Annotated in this window: 14 protein-coding genes; 11 read left to right on the forward strand and 3 right to left on the reverse strand. The window is 39.8% G+C overall.

Annotated elements, in window-relative coordinates; translation table 11 throughout:
* Window positions 1-305 precede the first annotated feature (305 nt).
* Together A0256_14510 and A0256_14515 are read right to left on the reverse strand one after the other, a co-directional pair.
* Window positions 306-980: a hypothetical protein gene (locus A0256_14510; GenBank protein AMR32548.1), complete on the reverse strand. Its 675-nt coding sequence runs from the start codon at window positions 978-980 to the stop codon at window positions 306-308.
* 93 nt (window positions 981-1,073) lie between these two features.
* Entirely contained in the window at window positions 1,074-1,472 is a 399-nt protein-coding gene (locus A0256_14515) for a transcriptional regulator (GenBank protein AMR32549.1), read from the reverse strand.
* A 129-nt stretch (window positions 1,473-1,601) separates the two neighbouring features.
* On the opposite strand from A0256_14515, the gene A0256_14520 reads away from it, so the two are divergent.
* The 7 genes from A0256_14520 (at window position 1,602) to A0256_14550 (ending at window position 10,166) form a co-directional block, all read left to right on the forward strand.
* The gene (locus A0256_14520; GenBank protein ID AMR32550.1) at window positions 1,602-2,699 is read left to right on the forward strand and encodes a hypothetical protein; all 1,098 of its coding nucleotides are present in this window, start codon (window positions 1,602-1,604) and stop codon (window positions 2,697-2,699) included.
* 2 nt (window positions 2,700-2,701) lie between these two features.
* On the forward strand, window positions 2,702-4,030 hold the full coding sequence (locus tag A0256_14525) for a hypothetical protein (GenBank protein ID AMR32551.1): 1,329 nt from the start codon (window positions 2,702-2,704) through the stop codon (window positions 4,028-4,030).
* Window positions 4,027-4,215, forward strand: a complete 189-nt coding sequence (locus tag A0256_14530; GenBank protein AMR32552.1) for a hypothetical protein — start codon at window positions 4,027-4,029, stop codon at window positions 4,213-4,215. The genes A0256_14525 and A0256_14530 overlap by 4 nt, the downstream gene beginning before the upstream one ends.
* Window positions 4,216-4,229: 14 nt before the next feature.
* Window positions 4,230-4,856, forward strand: coding sequence for a hypothetical protein (locus A0256_14535; GenBank protein AMR32553.1), 627 nt, complete (start codon window positions 4,230-4,232; stop codon window positions 4,854-4,856).
* 713 nt (window positions 4,857-5,569) lie between these two features.
* Complete coding sequence (locus tag A0256_14540) at window positions 5,570-6,151, forward strand: hypothetical protein (GenBank protein ID AMR32554.1); 582 nt, start codon at window positions 5,570-5,572, stop codon at window positions 6,149-6,151.
* A gap of 140 nt (window positions 6,152-6,291) precedes the next feature.
* Window positions 6,292-7,284, forward strand: a complete 993-nt coding sequence (locus A0256_14545; GenBank protein AMR32555.1) for a hypothetical protein — start codon at window positions 6,292-6,294, stop codon at window positions 7,282-7,284.
* 164 nt (window positions 7,285-7,448) lie between these two features.
* Complete coding sequence (locus A0256_14550) at window positions 7,449-10,166, forward strand: hypothetical protein (protein ID AMR32556.1); 2,718 nt, start codon at window positions 7,449-7,451, stop codon at window positions 10,164-10,166.
* A 415-nt stretch (window positions 10,167-10,581) separates the two neighbouring features.
* On the opposite strand, the gene A0256_14555 is transcribed toward A0256_14550, so the two are convergent.
* Window positions 10,582-11,661, reverse strand: a complete 1,080-nt coding sequence (locus tag A0256_14555; protein ID AMR32557.1) for a hypothetical protein — start codon at window positions 11,659-11,661, stop codon at window positions 10,582-10,584.
* 594 nt (window positions 11,662-12,255) lie between these two features.
* Here A0256_14555 and A0256_14560 point away from each other — a divergent pair.
* Genes A0256_14560 through A0256_14575 form a run of 4 tightly spaced genes read left to right on the forward strand, consistent with a single transcriptional unit; the run spans window position 12,256 to window position 16,473 of the window.
* On the forward strand, window positions 12,256-13,371 hold the full coding sequence (locus A0256_14560) for a hypothetical protein (protein ID AMR32558.1): 1,116 nt from the start codon (window positions 12,256-12,258) through the stop codon (window positions 13,369-13,371).
* Window positions 13,368-14,390 carry a hypothetical protein gene (locus A0256_14565; GenBank protein AMR32559.1) on the forward strand — a complete coding sequence of 341 codons (1,023 nt, stop codon included), beginning with the start codon at window positions 13,368-13,370 and terminating at the stop codon, window positions 14,388-14,390. Before A0256_14560 ends, A0256_14565 begins: the two co-directional genes overlap by 4 nt.
* Complete coding sequence (locus A0256_14570) at window positions 14,387-15,448, forward strand: hypothetical protein (protein ID AMR32560.1); 1,062 nt, start codon at window positions 14,387-14,389, stop codon at window positions 15,446-15,448. Before A0256_14565 ends, A0256_14570 begins: the two co-directional genes overlap by 4 nt.
* Window positions 15,448-16,473, forward strand: a complete 1,026-nt coding sequence (locus tag A0256_14575; protein AMR32561.1) for a hypothetical protein — start codon at window positions 15,448-15,450, stop codon at window positions 16,471-16,473. Before A0256_14570 ends, A0256_14575 begins: the two co-directional genes overlap by 1 nt.
* Window positions 16,474-16,528: the final 55 nt, after the last annotated feature.

Genomic DNA, 16,528 nt, shown 5'->3' on the forward strand with positions numbered 1-16,528 from the left:
CAAACGCCGCCTTGCAAATGAAAAACTAACGCTTATCTTTACCCTAACGAACGTTCTTTATGGCACCGAAAAAGTGCAAAACGGAAAACAGCCAAAAACGTAAAAACTTTATGGTAGCCAATACGATTACGGCGCAAAGCGCCATAATCGCAGAGGGTAATTACTACCTATAAGTCCATCGTGCTGCCGAAAATTCGTAGTTGTAACCAACTAAAAATTCTTGCAAACTTTCGTTATAGTTAATAGCCAAATCGTAAAAAACTGGTTATTATTACTTCAGCTTAAGAATGTTTTAGTTGCCTCAATTAGTCAATCCATTGCCGTTTTAAAACGGTAAGAGAATTTTCAGACTGTTTAAGAATGATGTATTTATCACCAATAGGCTCAAACTTGTTAGATTTTAAAGTAGACAATGTAACTTTTAAAATATCATTTTCACCTTGAATCCGGCTTTGTAAAAAGTCAAGGTTACCGTCCTTATTAAAATCTCCAAAGCTGAACTGGCTACCATATTTAGACCATAAGGGGTAGTATTTTATTGTGCCTTTATTAGTTATGTCAAATAGATTGCATATAACTGAACTTGAACTACTGCCACTACCTGTATTAATACAGGTTAAAAGAACATACTTACGTCCCTTAAAGCTTCCCTGATAAACCTTAAAGGAACTTATGTCAAGATCGCAGGCAAAGTCGCTTTCATACTTCCCTTTTATATCAACCCTTTGATTGTTAATAATAAAATAGCTGCATGAGCCGTCAGACGCTATTTGGGGATAACAATATTCAAGCTTAATGCCTGGCATACTAAAGCTATATTTATAAGGCACCTTTTTGTGCTCTCCGTTTGCCTTTGCAGTTTTATAGTCACCGGCTATAAATGAGTTGTTTACTGTTTTGAAGATAGGAACAGCTTTAACAATGCCTTTATAATAATTGTCAGATTGTGCAAAGCTTATTGTTGTCCATATGCAAAGCAAAACACAAATTAGATTTTTCTTAAATGGTGATAGCACAATAATATTAAGAAATGGTTAATTTTATCTTTGTTGCGAAAATAGATTAATGAGGGATTATTTGCCGCCCAAAATCTTTACTTTTTCTTGCTCACTTTCAAGTAGGCGTTCATAAAGCTTTTTATTTTCTTCTACCATTTCCAATAATTTATCTAAGGGATTGAAAGTGCAATGATAAAAAGGGCCATGATTGCTACCATGAAAAGTATTATTAAAATAATTGACCACAGCGTCCTCGGAAAAGTTATCAATAGCTTCTTTACTAACACCTAAAATCTTAGCAACCTTTTCTAAAACCTCATCCTCGATAGTTTCGCTTTGCTCCATACGTGAAACGGTCTGTTGGCTTACACCTAATTCAGCAGCAAGTGCTTCCTGTTTAATACCTCGCATTTCACGAATGCGACCGATTTTCCTACCTATATGATTGTTTGAGGGTTTAGCAGATGTTTCCATGATCAAATATACAAAGATTTTACAACGGTAAAGATAACACCGTTATGAGTAAAACACGCAACGTTTGGGTTCGGTACGCAGCTTAGACCACTGAATTTTGATTAAATCATTAATCAAAATTCAAAAAATATGAACGTTATTAATTTTTCAGGTGGAAGACTGATATTGAATATTTCCGGCATGGATACTGACGGCCTAACCGTCTCCAATATTAGCATGGGTTCAGAAAACCTTACTGAATCTTTATACAAACGGCTGCTACAGGCAGAACGTGAGAAAGTACAAACGCTTAAAGAAGCCATAGATAAAAAATTCCCATTAGAGGAAATTGTCTCCGACTACTATATGACGGAAGAGCAATCAAAAGAGATGTCTGCGCTAATTGAGTTCCTCACTCAAAAATTTGATCTAACGCATATCTTTTGCTTTGCCCACAAAGGGAAAATGACTAATAATTTCAGCAAGTTCGGAGAATTTCCCTCTTATGTTGACCTGCATTTCTTTTTTCTATTTATTACTAAAGGCAGCGAACGAGTTGAGCACGAGATACAAGAATATATCAACTCCCACTATAAAAGCTTTAAGGTAACGGCTATATCGCATGGCCTTGAAAGTGTTCGTAGCGCCGTGGCGCAGGGCAGCAGATTTTTTATTGCAGCATGTTTAGGCGGTTTGGAAATGTTCCATGATAAGCTTAACCACCTTGACGTAGTATTTCCAACGTTAAACCCAGCAAATATACTTCAGAAGGCTGAAAAGCGTTTTCATGACCACATAAAAATGTCAACCGGCTTTTTATATAGCGCAGTTAATTGTATTCGTATTGAGGAATACCCTGAAAATGGTGTTTTCATGCTTCACCAAGCCGTTGAACAAGCCTGTATCGCACTGATTAAAGTTCATATGGGTTACCGGATCGATTTGCATAACCTAACCCGGCTTTTAAACCTCTGTAAATGTTTTTCCGATAAACCCGCAGAGCTTTTTTTAGCGGAAGATGAAGAATCCGTTAGGTTGTTTAAAATACTTCGCGAAAGCTACGGAGACACTCGTTATGCGGAAGACTTTAAAGTTGACAAGGATATTGCTATTAAAATACTGGAACGGGTTGATGCCTTTGTGAATTTGGCTGAAAACATTTGTCTGGATTGGATTAATGCTTTACGCACAAAAGTTGGTGAGGATGCAATTGAAAATGTTTATACCGTAAACGAGGAAAAGGATTAACAATGGCTGCCAAAAAAATAAAAAAGGAGGCCGTTATTATTCCGACCGACCTGTTCTTTTATCCGATACCTTTAACACAGCCCGGTCAGCTTTTGACCCGCGATGAGTTGTATAGGCATTATGAACCACCCAAAGGGCGCAAAGTTTATATGGGTAACCAAGATGAGTTTCTAAGTTTTGAAAGCGGCATAGCTACGGTAAAACTGAAATTAAACGATGGTTCAATATACTACTTGTATCTCCACGTGGAAAAAGAGGAATTGCATATTGGCTGTAAATGCGGGATGCCGGAAGAAAAACTTTGTTTTCACGCTTTTATTGGCCTGTTTAATCTAACTTGGCTAAGTCAAACCTTTGATTGTCAGAATTTGTATTGGCCGAATTTCTACAACGAGGAAACCAGCCGAAAATTCCTTGACATAAACCTATCGAGCCAACATATTAACGTAGAGGCTAAACCGGCGTATGGCACTTTTTACCGCAGCCTGATCGGGTTCGGCAAATCAAGGTTCCCTAAATTACAAGAGCAAATCGATAAGAAACTTTCAATAAAAACCGGAGAGAGTTTCGTGTATGCTTATGCTTTATGTTTTGCACCGGACATTTACCGTGATCGCCACTTCCCATTACTTATTCCATTTCATGGTAAGACCGACAGGAGCGGTTTAAAATTAGTTGCGTTTTCAAATTTTTGTCTTCCCGATAAAGAATCAAACCCAAGTGGAGATCATCCATCCCAACAACACTTAAATGCGATAAGTAAAACCATGTATGAGATTACGCGGCCTCTTACTTATAAAAATGAATATCGGGATTGGCGGGTTTGGGACGATGCGAAAGAAACCATATTTACATTATGGCAAAAAGCTTTGCCGTTGCTTATTGATTTCCCTTACAACCACACCTATCTTTTATACTGGTTTCGATATTTAAGAGAAAGACCAACTAAATTTTTTATGCAAGCGTCAAGATACAGTTTGGAACGGCCCTCACTGTCATTAATGTTAACATTTCACAAAGACCGCTTTAATCTTTCGGTAGAGGTGATTATTGGTAGCCAAGCGATTATAGTAGAACATAAACCGCATTTTTTTATTCATGATGAACAGACAGGAAATTGTTATATGATGAATAGTCTTCAGGATGATAGTTTACTGAATTGGATGCTGGATAACAAAAATAAGATCACAGTTTTAAAGGACGATTTTGTGGACTTTGACGAGAATATTTTAAAAGGTCTTGCTGAACGCTATCCAGTGTTTTTTGCGGATAAGCCGGGGAACAGGTTGGCTTATGATTACAATCTTTTAAAAACACGATTAACCTTGTGAAAAAAGAAGCAACTGCGGCAAGCGGCTCCATACTTCCGCCGCCAGCCTCGCTGCAAAAGCAAACCGCATTTGCCGTTTGCAGAAAAAGCAATGGGTTCCCCTCAATCACCATAGCCGCAAAGGTAGCCCTCGCCGGAATAAAACGTCAAGGCTATACAAGCGGGCAATTGAGTTTTGTTTTTTAGCGGCTTGCCCGGCCTTGACATTTTATCCGGCTAAGCGCTTTTGGTTGCTTACATGGTGGTTAAGGGGTGGTGTGTTTTTCAGCTTAATTTTTCAGAAAAGAATACTTACTATTACACAGCGGCAAACCTTGATAACTTATTATATGTCTTACCAAACCATCAAAATAGCTACTGCCATGATATTGCTTATCATTCCTTTTTTTGCTTTTGGCCAAGAAAACGAGCGTAGTACATGTTTGAAGGTGCTCCAGTATAACCACATAAACCAGGAGTATATTTTCAAAGCTAAAGACCAATCTACAACTCATCTTAAATACTTAGGATGGCTACGCTCGAAGAAAGGTGTGCGCTATAAAATTATAAATTCGGTTTGGTTATGGGGCCAATCACATCACGCAACTAACCGTATTTTAGTTTACAATGAGCATAATAAATATCTTGGCAACTATCGGCTTACAATAATCTATGATCTTCCAAGCTTCATAAAAGGTAATAAGTTGATATTCAAAAACAACCCTGATGACAGCAATGGCAATCTTCGGTCAATTACCTATGTTGACTTTGATAATGGAATACCCCATGAGTTTTTTCGTAAGTGCAACGGCGACAAAGGGGATGTTTATACTTTCGACAAAGAGTAGGTTTGACGTATTTATGTATAAGCATTCAAATAAAAGTGGGTCCGGCGTCCTAAAAAACGACTTTTTTATTCAAAAAAATTCGTTATATTTGTATAACAAGTTCATTGACTATTTGTTACGAGCGTTCCAATGATGCAAATGAAATCAAATGAAGTCTAATAAAATGAGACCCATTCGGTTACCATTTTCAAAAGTAAGCTTGATAACTACATTATAATCAACCCTTTAAGGGGTAGGATCATCATCCTGCCATCCCGACAACAAGCGATACCAAGTAGTATCAAAACCCCTTAAATTGTATGATTTAAGGGTTTTTTTTATCTAACCCAAATTATCCCAGAAAATTCGGAGAAAAGGAAATCTAGTCGGTTACCCCTAAACGACAAGCGTGTCGGAATTTGAATTAAACGCTTGATTAAGGGAATAACTTGAACCCCAACAAAGAATTGGTAAAGGTAAGCCGGCAAAAATCACTATAACGAATTAGTATCTGGATCAATTCAACGCTGTAACGATCGACAGTTACTAAAAGCATGTATTTACGATTTGCCGATTAAGACCCGCATTCAAATGAAAACACATGATGTTAGTAATAACGAAGATGGGTACATAGTTTTGGCAAAATGGATTGCAACTTTATCTTAGTTTGTATAAAATGCAACTAGTTGTGCTTAGCGAACGTCTTTTATAGTAGTACGTTAGTTTAGCAAGCAATGGCAGCATATTTAGTCTTAACAGATCTGCAACTGATCGATCTTTTAAAAAAAGATGATGAGACCGCCTTTTCCGAAATTTACAGTCGGTATGCAGATTCACTGGCAGATTTTGCAAGTTCCAAGTTTTTTGATGTGGAGGATGGCAGGGATATTATTCATGATGTTTTTGTTAAGCTCTGGCAGGAAAGAACAAAATTGAATGTTAACCGCGATTTAAAAGCTTACCTCTTTAAACTAACTCGCGACCGGATAGTGGACAAAATTAGAAAGAATATGACACACCGGAAGTATGCGGCTATGATAGACTCGCTGGCTGTACACTACGACGCGACCATCGAACAAAAAATAGCTGCAAAAGAAATAGCCCAAAGTATTGAGATTTCGCTGGATGAATTATCTCCACGGCTAAAAGAAATTTATTTATTGAGACGAGAAGAAAATTTAAGTATAAGAGATATTGCTAAAAAATTGCAGCTTTCTGAACAAACGGTAAAAAACCAGCTTTCTACTGCATTAAAACACTTACGAGCTTCAATGGCAACGGTCTCTACAGCTGCATTGTTGTTATGGCTTTCCTAAACCCGGCATCCTAGGCATTACATGCCCCTCCACTCAACCTTTCGTCTCAAAGGTGGAGCTAAATTGAACCCTTTTAAAAAAAATCATTTTTCTATAGTACTAAAAGGCATCTCATACGGCTACTGTGAAATGGATAACAAATGAGCCGTAATAAAATAGCCGCCTTATTGGATCGTTATCTCAATGGCGAAACCACAAACGAAGAGAATGAGCTGGTGAAACGCTGGCTGGAAGAAAATAGTAATACTGACCCTCGATGGCATGATTTAGATCAATTAGAAAAAGATAAATGGCTTTCCAGTGTTTTTAGCGAAATTAAAAACACAATTCACGAAAAGGAGGCTAAAGTAGTGTCGCTGCAGCAAAGAGAGCGTAGGTTTTGGCGAAGTATTGCGGCTGTCGCAGCAGCGTTGCTGATCTCTCTCACTTCGTACCTATATTGGCCGTCTTTGCAAAGCCGTTTAAATCCTATTGAGCTTACATCACTTCAAGCGCCCGTTAATCAGAAAAAGGAGGTAACCCTTACCGATGGCAGCCGGGTGTGGTTAAACGCCGGCTCGGAATTAAGATATCCTAAAACATTTAAAGGTAATGCAAGGGAAGTTTATCTCTTGGGTGAGGCTTATTTTGATGTACGCCATGATGCGAGCAAACCTTTCATCATTCATACAGGGACTGTGCTGACCACCGTGCTAGGTACAGCGTTTAATATCAAAGTGGACAAAAATAATCATACCATTCAAGTCACAGTTGCCCGTGGCAAAGTAAGCGTTGCCAATGGCAACAAATTATTAGGTGTAATTATCCCTAACCAGCAGATTAGCTTTAATACATTAAAAGCCGAATCAGTACAGGCAACCGTTAATGCCAATGCGATCGTTGCCTGGCAGCAAAGTGATCTGCATTTTGACGATGTTAGCTTTGAAGATGCTATTGCACAATTGCAAAAACACTTCAACGTGAAAATTAATCTAAGCAATGCAGAATTGAAAGACTGCCGTTTCACGGGCACTTCTTTAAATGGCGAAGAATTAGATAAAATACTCAAAGTAATGTGCGCGTTCAACAATGCCAACTATCAGATCAAGCCGGACGGAAGCATCATGATAGATGGGCCAGGGTGTAGTAACTAAAAATAAAGAAGATAAAGATGAGTAATACCTAAGCCTTGCAAATGCTTTAGTCCTCCAGGCAGGATATTAAGTCAAAATAACCTGTAAACCGACGGTCATCGGCTTACAGGCGTCCCGGATAACCGGGGTTTTAAATAATTGTGTCACTTAAAACATTTAAAAGTATGAATATTTCTGCAAAAGTGCGGAAACCGGGAGGCTTATATACTCGCCTCAGCGGTGCTATAGAATTTAACAAGCCATTTATTTTTCAAATAATGCGTGTAGGCGTTGTAGTTACCCTAATTATTTTAACCACTTTTCAGTTATTACTGGCTACAACTATCAAGGGCCAAAATATGCACTCGGACATGGTTACTATCGGCCTGCAGGATGAGAGTCTTACGAGTGGTCTCGCAAAGATCGAGCAACAAACCTCGCTTCGTTTTTATTACCGCAAGGCGGAAATTAAAGCACTTATCGGATTTAACCTCGCTTCAGAGAACAGAACAATAGAGCAAACCTTGCATGAGCTATTACAAAATACCTTTCTAACTTTCCGACAGATAGAAGGTAACATATTGATCGAACGGAATGATGTACAAGCCAACTATGAGATCAAAGGCCGTGTAGTAGATGTAAATCATCAATCAATAGCTTTTGCTAACGTGGTTATAAAGCAGGTGGCTACCGATAAAATTGTCCAAACGGCAAAAACAGATACCGGAGGACGTTTCAGGCTCACAGCAACAGACAAAGGGGACTATTTGATCGGGATTTCGGAGGTAAGTAAGGATAGTTTGTCCCTTGCTCTAACTTTAGAAGACATGAAGATAGTTCAATTACCGGATTTCATACTGAAGGCGTCAATTAAACAACTTAAACAAGTCACTGTAACCAGCAAAACCCCTGTTCTTGAACGAAAGGTCGATCGATGGATATTTAACCTGAACAACACGATAATGGCAAATGGTTCTTCCCTTTTTGAGGCACTGCAGGTGGCGCCTTTTTTAAAGGTGTCCGACAATGGTGTTTCAATGGTAGGTAAAGGGGGGATGGGTGTTATGGTAAATGATAAAATAATTTATTTGAGCGGAACCGACCTGACTAATTATCTCAAAACCCTCAGATCTGAAGGTGTGGAAAAAATAGAGATCATTACCAATCCGCCCGCAAAATATGAGGCGCAAGGCAATGCGGGATTGATAAATATTGTGTTGAAGAAAAACGAATCATTGGGTTGGCGCGGATCAGTAGGTTCGTCATATCGGAAAGACGTTTACGCCTCCTACAGCTATAATGCCGCTCTTTTTTTTCGATCAAAAAAAATTAACAGCACTTTTACATTTAATCAATCGCGTTACCACAATATGCTGGACGATTGGCTTAATATAATTGGGAACCCCTACCAAATTTTGAGTAACGAACAGCGCATTTCAATTCCACCGGGTTTGCAGGCCGGTTTAAGTATAGATTACGAGTTAAACAAGCACAATAACATCGGGTTTATTTATAACCTTTCGCATAGTAAGGAGAAGGATACCTATGTTAATAGTTATAGCTATGTTACGGGCAATTCTATCGATTCGGTTTTAAACACCAAAGGCGAAATGTTAAGGCCGTTATTAGCAAATACTTTAAATATATACCACGACTTAAAGATCGATTCGGCCGGAAAGAAATTAAGTAGCGCTGTTAATTATTTCACAAACAGGCCTGAAGTAAAAAATATATTTGTTTCTGAATCTGCAAATAACTACTCCTCAGTTCAAAACAATAACTTATCAAAATACAATATCTGGTCTGTCCAATCAGATTTAACATTGCCTTATAAATGGGCTAAATTAGAAACCGGTGCTAAGTTTGCCAATTATAATAACACTGCAAGCGTAGCGTACTATAACGATAGCCTTGATCATCTTGTGTTGGACCAAACACGCAGTAATGATTTTGATTATATTGAAAAAAACCTGGCTGCATATTATAGTATGGAAACTGACCTGTCGAAAAAATGGAGAGCCAAGGCAGGGTTGCGTTATGAGTACACGATGACGGACGGTTATTCACCTACTTTAAACCAGCGTAATAAGCGTAATTACGGAGCATTATTCCCCACGGCCTATATTGTTTACAAAGCCGACGGAAGCAATGTTTTTTCGATAAATTATTCGAGGCGGATCAACCGCCCGGGCCTCGCTTCCCTAAATCCTTTTGACTATTATACAAACATTTATACCTATTCTACCGGAAATCCACTGCTTCTACCTTCATATAGCAATAATTTCGAACTTAATTACCTTTACAAGAGCATGTTGTCTTTTACTGTATTTACCCAACACGCGAGTGATCTAAATTCGTTACTTACGACGATCGAAGGGCCTCTGCTGGTTTCAAGCAGAGGGAATTTTTTAACACGGGATAACGTGGGGGCCTATGTTTCCTTTAACCGTGCCTATTTCAATTGGTGGGAAAATAGCAGCTCTGCCTCATTTTTTTATTCATCCTCCGAGTCCAAAATAGAAGCTATTCCCATTCAAAACGGAACATCTGCATCTTTTAGTTTCAATAATAGTTTCAAGGCAACTAAACTTTTAAATTTCTATTTGAACTACAGCCAAAGTCTTCCCTCAACCAGTGGAAATACTTACACATATAGTCAACGTGATTTTAGAATAGGGGCCAGGTTAAAATTATTTAACAATAATTTTACCATCAACCCGGCTTACTTTTTAGGTACTGAAAGCAGATATGAATCACGATTTAGCGAGTTTGTGCAGACAGAGCGAACGAATTATCATTATAGAACCTTTAGCCTTGCTCTTACCTACTTGTTCGGAAGATCAAAGGTTTCTGGTAATAACAAGAACATATCGTTTGATGAGAAACGAAGAGCTCAATACTGAGATGATTTTATAATAGGGTTCATTGCAATGCTTTTCAAGGTTGATATTCAAGTAGATAACCCAATAATAAATCATGTTTTTAAAAGCATTTCATTCGCCAGTCCAAAAAGATAGCGTCCGCCGGAATAAAACGTCAGGGTCATACAAACGAGCAGGATTTATCCGCTTTTAGCGACCCCGCCCGTCCTTGACGTTTTACCGGCTACGCGCTGTTGATTGCACCACCGGTAACAATGAAAGGCTGTGTGCGTGACTTGTAGGGTTACCGGGAATAGGCTTGTCAGATATTAGGTAATTGATTATCAATGTTTAAAAGATTCCAACGCAAGTCTCATTAGTAACGTTGCTTGCATAATTGCTTCGCCATTATTTTAAGTCTCTGTATCTTGTCCTGAATTTTACATTCTCGGCTCGCTTATTTGCCCTTCAGCTCATTTTTTAACAGCCGGATGGTCTTGGTATCCAGTCCTAATACAGCTTCGTCTCTATCTTTTGAGCTGGCACGTGCTTTGGGTTCGTTAATGGCTTCATATAAAAAAACACCATTACTTTCGGAGAGATATTTTTTAAATAACGACGGAAGATGTTCGCTTGCAGATAAACCTTTGGAGCGGCTTGGTTTAAATCCCATTTCAGAAACAAAATACTCCGGTACCCTGGGGAAATCCCCTTTCATTAATTGAACAAACCTGCCATGAGCCGGGCGACCATGCTCATCGTTAGAAAATTCTTCATTATTATAAGCATCTATCCCAACAAAATCTAGTGGTACGTCATTATTGATCCGCTGAAGTAATCCAGCATGCCGCCATGCGTAATTCATTCCGCATTTTGCTTGCGGGGTAGCATCTTTTATCCCCTTTATCATCGCCATTATCTGAACGATAAGCAAAGGGTAGGTTATCAAATTATAACCAAAATCATGTTGTGATAATCCGTAACGGTTTAGTGTATAATTAACAAGGCTCTTATGAGTATTACCTACCGCTTTAACGTCAAGCTCATTGTCAATCTGGTAATACTTTACGTCGGGATAGGTAGATGCGAAGCCTTTGGCTGAAGTGTAGCTAATCTTTGCAGCAGCATTAAGTTCATCTTTGGAATAGCCTACTCCGTTGTCAGGCATGCGTCCTCTTCCTTTAATATATAAAACTACATAATTTTTCATACCGCTAGCTTTTGCAGCCTTTAGAAACATATCGCCGTTTACAGATGGTTTTCCGTTGTTGTCGATATTAAAGTCGCCACGAAATGAGTTTAGCCCTATTTCTTTAGCCATCCGGATTACGCTACCTATCTGATCAACAGTGTAATCAGGATGTCCATTCATCCCCTGGCCAAAATGATGGTTTACGCCCGCTAATTTTAGCTGATGGATTTGGATTGGCCTGTGTAAATAGCTGCTTTCTGTTGCTTTTTTTAAAGTAGGTTGCATTGTTAACATTCCTAGCAAAGGTAAAGCTACCAAAATCGCTATAAGTGGTTTCATTTTCATTATCATCCGGATTAGATTTTGTACACTTATTTCAAAACATGTAGACCTGTTATGGAAATTAATTTATTAGCTACTTAACTTATATTTCGGCCAAGAGTTTTTCATTAAGCGGTTATTATAAAAAATGTGTCAGACAAGCTGATTAATTTCTCCGACTTCAATAATCTAATAAAGCGTATAATCACTCGGGAATTTGTAAAAATGGAACAAATTTTCAAGGATTAAAACTGCTCAGGATTCTAAGGATCATAAAGTTAATAAAAAGTTTATCTCCTGAAATTTTTGGTGCGGACACTAAAAACCTAAACGCCAGAGCGATTGTGCAATGATCAAGACTCACATTTAACTGATCGATTTAATGATTTCTTTGTCTAGTACTGATTTGCCGAGCAAAATTTCTTCCGATACCGTCGAAACATTACAGCACCGAAGCGGTTTTTGTAAGTCAAAACTATTCGAAAGAAGATAAGCATTTTCGTTTTATGATATTAATTCTTTCTGCTGTAATGAAAGAATTAATACCAAGGAATCGATTTTTGGGTGATTACTAAAACTTTTCTTATTTCGGTTTTATGTGCATGTACTAGTTATTATATGAATATTTTACTTGTAGCAGGTCCTGGCATATCACTTAAGGAGCCTTATGAAAGCGGAATAGAAGCGTTTATCGTTTCATTTGCGAACCAGCTTATTGATGAAGGGCATAAAGTAGATGTGGTTGCCAATGAGGCGGAAGCCAGCTCTAAATTTACGCTTATCAACCCTTTCAATAAAAAGACTCCGGGAGGTTCTGAAGTTGTTGACCTTATCAACGAAAAGCGTGAGTTTGAAAATTTAAATTTTAAGTTATATGATGTTATTCATTATAACATGTTTTATCCTCACCTGTTGAGCGTAGGATTAGAACTTAATAAAATTTCCTTTCTGACATTACATTCACCGGCCGACCAAAAACGAATAGCGGCTTACAAAAAAGTATCTGGGCGAAGCAATTTGGTATTTGTATCGATTTCAGAACGGATTAAGAAGCAATGGGACCAGGCATTAGGAATAGATACCGCGCTTATTCCGAATGGGATTAATTTGGACCTTTGGTCCACAATTGGCTCAGAAAATCGCGATTATCTGTTGTGGTCGGCACGAATCAATGAACAAAAAAATTTAGCAGCTGCCATTTGCTTAGCAAAAAATATGCAGCTGCCGCTGAAGATTGCCGGCAGAATTACTGACCAGCAGTATTTTGATGAGATGGTAAAACCTCACCTAAACGAGCAAATCCAGTATGTTGGTCACGTTACTCAGAGGGAACTGGGCATGTTAGCGAAAGGGGCGTCTGCTTATCTCGCAACAGCAACATGGCAAGAGCCTTTTGGCTTATCAGCCCTGGAAATGCTTGCAAGTGGCGTACCAGTTGTTGGCTTCAAAACCGCCGTTCCGCCTGAGTGGGATCATGAAAGCGTTTTAACAACCGCATCTGTGCATTGGCAAGACTTAGTAGAGCTGGTTAAAAAGAGTACTGCGATCAGTTCGGAAGCGTGTAAAGATTTTGCATCGAACATGAGTATTCAAAATATGACCACGAAGTACGTGAAGTTATATGAAGATATTTTATTGCCGGAAGCTGATTTGGAAGAAACGAAGATAGCAGACAAGGGCATATTAAAAGTTGCCGCTCAGCAACAAAATACATTAAATAAAACTGGCTTATGAAGATCGCTGTTATAGCTAAAACCAGATTGCCGATAGCTGAGCCATTTCGCGGCGGCCTGGAAGCATTCACCCACGCTTTGTGTGAAGAATACCTATCTCTTGGCCATAAGATCACTTTATACGCCCACGTGGATAGCGACCCTAAATTGAATCTTAAAGGTTTTTATGGCGATGAGCATAGGGAAGACAAACAATTTGAGCTATACGAGAACAACGAATACCTCTCGATACTCAAAGATATTGAACGGAACGATTTTGATATCGTTCACAACAATGCTACGCATGAGCTACCCATAATATGGGGTGTAAAGGCTCCAATTCCGGTGGTTACGACTATCCATACGCCACCAACCAGCAAATTGAAGGCCGCGATCAAGATTTGCTCAAGTTCTGAAAATCTCCATTTTGTTATGCCGTCGAAGTCGTTTCAAGGTACATGGCATCCCTATATGGCTAATGGATCGACTGTTATTTATAATGGTGTTGACCTGCTTAAGTGGCCGCTCGTACGCACTGGTAAAGACTACCTGTTATGGTTTGGCAGGATTGTACATGCGAAAGGGCTGGATATCGTGCTCGATGCAGCACATGAATTAAATTTACCCCTAAAATTCGCCGGATCAATCGATGATAAAAGCTACTTCGATGAGCAGATTAAGCCCCGTATGAGGGATAATGACACCTATCTTGGTCACTTAAAGCAAGCTGAGATTCAGTCATATATGCAAGGTGCAGCGGCAATGGTCAATGCCGTTCGTTGGGAAGAGCCATTTGGTCTTACTAACATAGAAGCCATGTCCTCTGGAGTGCCCGTCGCCGGTTTCAACCGCGGCGCCTTTGTTGAATTGGCAGATGTTGAGAGCGGAGTTGTTGCCGTGCAAAAAAACGTACCGGCCCTTGCAAAAGCGATTGAAGCTGCAATGCTACTTGATAGTGCCAAAGTGAGGCGCCGCGCAGATACATTTTCTTTACGATCGATGACTGAGCACTACCTAAATCATTTTGAGAGATTACTATGAAAATACTTTTAGTTGCCGGGCCATCCGTTTCCCTGCGCGAACCCTACAATGGAGGTACGGAAGCCTTTATAGTTGAGCACGCGAACGAGTTAGTACGGCTCGGTCATATCGTCGATGTAATAGCAAAGGATGCCGATGAAAAAAATCTTTTTCAAGTAATTACGTTTCCTGAAAGTCCGCTCAGTATGAAAGATAGTTCGTATCGGCCGTGTACAGAAGCGCTTGGGCAGCAACACTATCAAACCCTACAGTTTGGCATGTTTGACGTTAGTGTTTACGACGTTATTCATTATAATTCATACATACCGGAGATTTACGCTATCGGTGCGCTTTTTAAAACGCCTGGCGTACTCACATTACATTTGCCGCCGACAGAGCGGTTTATACTGATGTATAAGTTTTTTATTCAGCATGCGCCCGTTATGCCGATCGGTATTTCAGGCCGAATGAGTGAACAATGGAAGGCATTTCTTGGTCAGGATGTGGAAGTAATATTAAATGGAATAGCTATAGAAAAGTGGAAGCTCAATCCCCGTAACACTGACGGATATCTGCTTTGGAGCGGGCGTATTGCAAAAGAAAAGAATGTTGAAGCGGCTATCCATTTGGCTAATCATTTAAAGCAGCCACTTAAAATAGTTGGTGCCATTTTCGACCAGAAATATTTTGATGCTCATATTCAGCCACAGCTAAACGAACGTATTGAATACATCTCCCACATCACTCAGCTGCAATTAACGCATGTAATTGCTGGTGCTTCATCATATCTGGCAACCGCTACCTGGGAAGAGCCTTTCGGGTTGAGCACAGTAGAGATGCTTGCAAGTGGTTTACCTGTAGTAGGTTTTACTTCTGCTATACCGCCGGAGCTGAGGGACGGTAATGTGGCTATAGCCGTCGATTCAGATAACTGGCGTGATTTGATAAAGCCCTTAGCTATTGCAAAACAAGCAACACCTGAAGCGTGCCGTGCCTTTGCAGCGCGTTTCGATATGGCGAAAACTTCCGCTGCTTATGTAAGCGTCTATCAACGCGTCGCAAAAAACATCGGGAAATGATGAAATCCAGTATATTTTATTTCGTACATGCACACGGTAATGGCCATAAGGCAACATTCCATATGTTGTATCCGGTGTTGTCAGCCTTTTTTGAGGTGATCGTGATCACAACTAATAATGAAATAACCAGTTACCTGCATGAAAGGTATGATGTTCGTGTGCTGGAACTTCCCCCGAAGTATCCGGAGGGCTACAAAATACCAGAGCATACGTTCTCCAAAGCTTTTGAAGTTACGCCGTATGCGATTGAACCCGCAGCGCGGGGTTTAACGGTTGCTCAGGCGATAGCGCGCTACAAGCCAAAAGCTTTCTACTGCGACGGTGTTCCGGAGTTGGCGATCATGGTGCGGGGCATGGGTGTCCCGGTAGTACTAGTGCACCTGCCCGGAAATATCATGACCGATCCCACCCAGGTCTTTGCTCATGAACTGGCGGATCATATCGTAGCTCATTTTCCTTCATTTTTGGAACAGGGAAGCTATAAATATACTTCCAAAACCTACTACAGCGGTTATATGTCACAGTATGCTGAAAAAGGTTGGGGCCAAACCCGCTGTACACCCGATCGGCATGTAACCATTGTTTTGGGTTACGATAATTATGAGGAATCGGTACTGCAACGGATTACAAAAGACCAGGACACGGAGTTTACGATCATCGGTAATAAAAGGGAATATGATTTAAATAAAAACTGTAAGATGCTTGGCCGGATCAAAGACATTCGGGAAGTGATCACTGGAAAGGTAGTGATCTCTGCAGCTGGTCAAAACACGATCGCAGAACTTTTGTCTCTCGGAAAAAGTATTATCATGCTCCCGGAAGATAGGCCGTATGACGAGCAGGTTGTACATGCAAATGTGCTGGCTGAACGAAATGTGGCCTTGCTGGCGCATGAAAATTTTAGCGCTGAGCAGTGGCAACAAGTTGTGCAGCAAGCGAAAGAATTTAGGCCTTTATACGAAAATTTAGTCAATGCGTCTGCCCCCGAGCAAATAGCGCAAAAAATGAAACATTGGTATGCCTGAATTTAGTGTCGTAACAATCGTAAAAAAAAGGCGAAAGCAATTAGCCAATCTTCTT

The organism is Mucilaginibacter sp. PAMC 26640, from assembly GCA_001596135.1.
In the GTDB taxonomy this organism is placed as follows: domain Bacteria; phylum Bacteroidota; class Bacteroidia; order Sphingobacteriales; family Sphingobacteriaceae; genus Mucilaginibacter.